Here is a 5,470-nt window from a genome sequence, read left to right as displayed (position 1 = left end):
CTTCTGGGGTGACTGCTACTGCTGTTATCCAGTGACTATGCCCAGTGAGGGTGCGGAGTTCTTTCCCGGTCGGACTATCCCACACCTTCAGGGTTTTATCCCTAGACCCAGAAATGACCTGCCCTTCTGGGGTGACTGCTACTGCTGTTATCCAGTGACTATGCCCAGTGAGGGTGCGGAGTTCTTTCCCCGTCTGCATATCCCACACTTTCAGGGTATTATCATCTGACCCAGAAATGACCTGCCCTTCTGGGGTGACTGCTACTGCTCTTACCGTGCTACTATGCCCAGTGAGGGTGCGGACTAAAGCTCCGTCGGGAGAGTCTAAACAGGGGAATAAAGGACGCAACCAAGGCTTACCCTGCCATTGTTTCGCCTGTTGTAGCAATGCGACAATTTCCGACTCAGTATAAGACAACAACCGCCCTAATAACTGACCCGCTAACTGACTGCTCTCTTTCCCCACCACATGAGAAGATAACCGTAATGCCCCTTGAATCGTCTTTAAAACCCCTTTCTCCTCTGCCGACACCAACGGCAAGGCCAAATCATAATCATCAATCAGTGCTGTGATGCCCACTGCCTCTAACTTTTGGGACAAAAAGCCAAAATCAGTTAACCAAGCCACTAACCGCTTCACTTCCCCACCCTTAGCAAAATAACTGGGTTGGTGTCGTAGTAAATGTAAGCGGTTTTCTGGGACTTGTTGGCTTAACCAATGCCCTAACAAGGTACTCATAACGGCGCTCCCTCGGCTAGATTATCAGCAATACGGTGGTTAATTTCTTCTAAATCCACGCCTGAATCTTCTGCCTGTTCCTTGAGAAAATCACTAAACGAGGCATGATAGAGGGTGTAACGAGTTTCTCTCTCAACTTGTTGTAAGCGTAAAAACTGTTCCCAGTCTCGCAAAAAACGACGGAGACGAGATTCTTTCACTTGGGTTAACTGGACCAACAAACGACGGGACACCGCTTCTCGCACTTGGGACAACACATAAATTGTGCGAATTTTATCACTCAGGGAAGATTCCTCATTCATGCCCATAATCTGCCAGTGTTTCTGATAATACCGTTCTAACCCCTTGGGCAAGTCGTCTAAGGTCTCGCTGTGATAGAGTCCCTTGTGAATATCATTCAACACATAGCGCAAATACATAAAATTATTTTCGCTTTTCTCCACCAACTCCTTTAAAAATGCCTCTGGTGTGGAGGCTTTGGCTGTCACCCACTCCCGTATCTGAGGGCTGTTTTCTAGGCGTTTCTGGGCATAAAAACGGGCATCCAGCGCACTTTCGGCAGGGTATGCCATTAAATCAAACAGGGTTTGCTTGTCACAGAGGGGTAACGGCAATGCTTTGGGGCGTTTGGACAGGATAAAATAGACATTCTGGGGCAGGGCATCAGGAAGATATAAAATATTACTGCCTGGGGTCTGACTGGATAAGTCCACCTCGTCCAACGCATCCACTACAATGATGATTTTTTGCCCTGGGGGAAGGGTTTTACTGGCTCCTGCTAATAATCGTGCCAAAATATTCCCATCAGTGGTGGCCCTTTCCGGCAGACCGTCATAGTTGAGAGAATAACCTGCAATGAGTTGGGTACAGATATTCTCCAGAAATTGATCGGCCCTGATAATGCCTTGGGATTGAATATTAAAATGGGTGAGACAACGGTATTTGAGTAACTGCACCAATTTGGCCAAAATGGCACTTTTCCCCACCCCTGGATCTGCCTCTAAGATAAAATAACCTTTCGGGTTTTGCTGTAAAAAGGTTTTAATGGCCTCAAATACATAACGCCGCCCGACAAAATCTTGGGTTCTGTCCTCGATTACTGTTTCACATTCTTGGGGAATGGGAAGACGGGGTTTGGTCTGGTCGAAATATTGCTGTAAGGTTTCTCGAATTTGGCGGAGTTCGTCTTGAAGCCCGGTATCCAACTGTTGTAACAAATGGCAAATCTCCTCACGAGTCGCAATGTGGCGCAAATTTTCCTGTATCTCCCCTATTTGTGCCAATGTCTTCCCATGTAAGTCTAATAACATTCCTGCAAAGGCTTCTCCCCCCTTGGCTGCATCGTCTTTCAAGACTTCCCGTAGATTTTTGTTAAAATTTTCAACTAATCGTCTCGTCAATGCCTTCATCACATCCTCATAGTCCTCCAGAGGAGCAGCTAAAACCCCCTTTTGCTTCCCCTGCTCAAACAGCCAGGTCACAACCTCTCGCCATTCCTCCTCAGACAATACTTGATACTGGCGAAACTCATCCCCTTGTTGGGAAAAAAGGTGAACTAACTGCTCTTCTTGTAACGACTCAAAAAGGTTGAGTGTTTTGGCTTCCTGTTCCCATAAAAGCCAATAGTCCTCCGTCTTCTCCGCAAGGGTTTTTAAAGGTTTGCCAATCTCTGGAAAGTCGCGGCTAACATCTTCTAATGTCAACCCCACCGCCCGTCCTGCGGCCTTAGCCAAATCTTGATTGCGCAAAACATCACCACTCCTGCGGAGTTTATCAATTAACGCCCCTAAATTATTACCTACCATCCCTGCGGTAAAGTTACCAATGCCTGTAAAGACACCCCCCCCCGCCATCATTGACAATAACCCCAATACGGCTGTACCGGATAAGAGTCCTCGATTCAGCATCAAAATCCGTGCAACGTTCATGCTCTCTGCCTAATTCTTAAACTGCATCCGTGCCGTGACACGAGTGGCCGCTAAAAATAATAATATCCCAATTCCAGCAATAATCAGAGGAATATACCAAACCCCTAACCAACCCGTCCCTCGCACAAACGCATCTCTGGTTAAAATTAAATAATATCGTGCTGGGATAATATTAGAAATGATCGAGAGAGGGAAGGGAATATTCTCCACCCGGTAGATAAAACCGGATAAGAGAAAAGAGGTGAGGAAACCTGCGATCGCAGTTCCTTGAACCGCCGCATTTTGATTCCCCGCACGCACCCCCACAAACAACCCAAAGGCCACACTGGCACTCAGATAAACCAATGTTCCCACAAGAAGCGGAGTCGGTTCACCCGCAAAAGGAATTTTAAATAAAAAAGACCCCAACCCCATAATTAACACCGCTTCCCCAATGCCAACGCAGAGATAAGCCAACTCCTTCCCCAGTAACCACTCAAAGGCCGTCAGATCGGACGCATACACCTGTACAATCGTCCCCGTCTCCTTCTCTCGGACCATAGCAATAGAAGAAAGAATCGAGGGAAACACCCACAAGGCCACCGCATACACCCCAGGAACAATATACAACGCTTCAGACCGACCAGGATTAAACCACAATCGCACCTCGGCCTCAATCCCCGTTTGTCGGGGGAGTAAATTTTCCGTCTGCATAAAAAAGTTAGTCGTTGCGCGAATACTATTTTGAATCACCCTTGCATTATTCACATCCGTCCCATCTACTAACACCTGCACATCAACAGGAGTCTGACTCTTGATGCGACGGGAGAAGTCGGGGGGAATGACAACCGTTGCTTTGGCCACTCCTCGGTCAATGCTGGCCGTGGGGGAGTTATCCTCAAGGGGAGTAGGGATAAACTGTTGAGTTGCAAAGAGTCTCTCCACATACGTGCGACTGAGGGGACTATTATCGAAATCTTGGACACTGAGAGGAATATTTTTACTTTCGAGGCGAATAGCGAACCCATAGATGAGTAAAATGGCGATAGGGAGAATAAAAGCTAAAGCTACCGTGAGGCGATCGCGTCTAAACTGTGCCAATTCCTTCAAACATTGAGCCAGAATACGTTTCATAGACTAAATTCCCCTTAACTAGCGTAACCAGACTAACACTGTAGTGCCTTGACACAGCTAAAATAGTGCAATAGATAGGGTAGGCATTGCTACCCCTGTCAAAGTGACCTACTTTCCCCCCCCTCTCCCACCCTGGGGAGAGGGGGCTGGGGGGTGAGGGCGCAACAACTATAATCAAAGAATCACTCTAACAGTTTAACTGGTCATGACGTTTGGAGAAGTCGAAGCCATCAAAATTGCCGATTTAATGCTGTTTCAGCAAACCGGAGAGCATTTAACAGACTTAGAAACCATCGTACTACAGGGGTCTTGGCATAAAAAAACCTATGCTGATATTGCCCAAGCAGCCAATTTTAACGAAGATTATATTCGAGGAACAATTGGCTTAGAATTGTGGCGCAAACTCTCAGAAGCCGTAGGAGAACGAGTCGAAAAACGCAATTTTCGCACCGCCTTAGAACGCTGTTGGCAAAAGTTAGAATCGGGGGAACTAGAACAACGAGAAACTGTCAAGCCTTCGTTAGAAAACGTAACAAAATCTAGAGACATTCCCCGACCGGAAATTGAGAATTTCTTTTATCATACCTTAGCCCAACCCGGCTGTTTAATTCGCATCAAAGCCCCTTGGCAAATGGGCAAAACTACGCTGATGAATAAAGGGTTATACTATCGAGAGGAAAGGCGCGATCGCATCGCCCGATTCAGCCTTCGTTTAGCCGAATCTTCCGACTTTGCCAGTTTAGAAAACTTTGTCCTCTGGTTCTGTTTAAGTGTAACAGAAATCTTAGGCGAAGAAAACAAAGTCCAGCAGCACTGGCAGAGCAAACTAGGCAACAACAAAGTCAAATGTATGACCTATTTTGAGAAATACTTACTCACCGCAGAAACCCCCCTCGTTTTGGCATTAGACGACCTAGACCGCATCTTCTCCTACAGTCAAATAGCCGGAGAATTCTTAGGCATTCTCCGCACCCTCCACGAACAAGCCAAAACTAGACCCATCTGGCAAAACCTCCGCCTCATTTTAGTCCATACCGAAGTGTACGACCAACTACAAATTAATCAATCTCCCTTTAATGCCGGAACACAGATTAAAATCCCCGACTTTACCCCCACCGAAGTGCAACAAGTCGCCGAGAAAAACGGCCTCTCTTGGACAAAAGAACAAGTACAAAAACTGATGAACTTAGTAGGAGGACATCCTTATTTAGTCCAACAAGCCTTTTATTATTTGACCCAACGGGGATTAACCTTAGACGAATTATTAAACCATGCCACCGATGAAAGCGGCCTCTACGGCAACCATTTACGACGCTATCGGCAATATTTACAACAACATTCCCCAGACGGAATTGAAGTATTAAAAACGGTAGTGAGTGCTGACAGTCCGGTAGAATTTACAACCTTGCAAGAAAAAGAACAAGCGCAAAAGTTTTATAATTTAGGCTTATTCCGCTTTGAAAACCACAAAGTTTTAATGCGTTATCCTTTATATCAAGACTATTTCCAGCAATTATTATTGTGAGAATACCTTAACCCGTTTTAACGGGTTTACGCTCTTAGCCTTGGGTTTCAACCCAAGGGTTACTGTGGTGTCATCTTTTTTCTATCACCTTGACTACCTTAACCCGTTTTAACGAGTTTACGCTCTTAGCCTTGGGTTTCAACCCAAGGGTTACTGTGGTGTCAT

At 46.1% G+C, this 5,470-nt stretch carries 3 protein-coding genes and 1 pseudogene; 1 reads left to right on the top strand and 3 read right to left on the bottom strand.

The window, feature by feature from the left end:
• The 3 genes and pseudogenes from PN462_RS18080 to PN462_RS18070 form a co-directional block, all read right to left on the bottom strand.
• Nucleotides 1-739, bottom strand: a pseudogene (locus PN462_RS18080) (hypothetical protein); the annotation flags it as partial.
• Nucleotides 736-2,667 (bottom strand): hypothetical protein, encoded by a 1,932-nt coding sequence (locus tag PN462_RS18075; protein WP_272130222.1) that lies wholly within the window; start codon nt 2,665-2,667, stop codon nt 736-738. The pseudogene PN462_RS18080 and the gene PN462_RS18075, both read right to left, overlap by 4 nt.
• Nucleotides 2,668-2,676: 9 nt before the next feature.
• Nucleotides 2,677-3,780 carry an ABC transporter permease gene (locus PN462_RS18070; RefSeq protein ID WP_272130221.1) on the bottom strand — a complete coding sequence of 368 codons (1,104 nt, stop codon included), beginning with the start codon at nt 3,778-3,780 and terminating at the stop codon, nt 2,677-2,679.
• Between the two features lie 205 nt (nt 3,781-3,985).
• Here PN462_RS18070 and PN462_RS18065 point away from each other — a divergent pair, with 205 nt between their 5' ends.
• Entirely contained in the window at nt 3,986-5,305 is a 1,320-nt protein-coding gene (locus tag PN462_RS18065; protein WP_272130220.1) for an AAA-like domain-containing protein, read from the top strand.
• The last annotated feature ends 165 nt before the right edge of the window (nt 5,306-5,470 follow it).

The sequence above is a fragment of the Spirulina sp. CS-785/01 genome (assembly GCF_028330525.1).
Lineage (GTDB): Bacteria > Cyanobacteriota > Cyanobacteriia > Cyanobacteriales > Spirulinaceae > JAQMSD01.
Note: the sequence above shows the minus strand (reverse complement) of the source record. Positions and strands in the feature narration are given on the sequence as shown.

Bases quoted from the DNA above. Each gene is read 5' to 3' on its own strand.
- PN462_RS18065 (WP_272130220.1), top strand. From the start codon at position 3,986: ATGACGTTTGGAGAAGTCGAAGCCATCAAAATTGCCGATTTAATGCTG.
- PN462_RS18070 (WP_272130221.1), bottom strand. From the start codon at position 3,780: ATGAAACGTATTCTGGCTCAATGTTTGAAGGAATTGGCACAGTTTAGA.
- PN462_RS18075 (WP_272130222.1), bottom strand. From the start codon at position 2,667: ATGAACGTTGCACGGATTTTGATGCTGAATCGAGGACTCTTATCCGGT.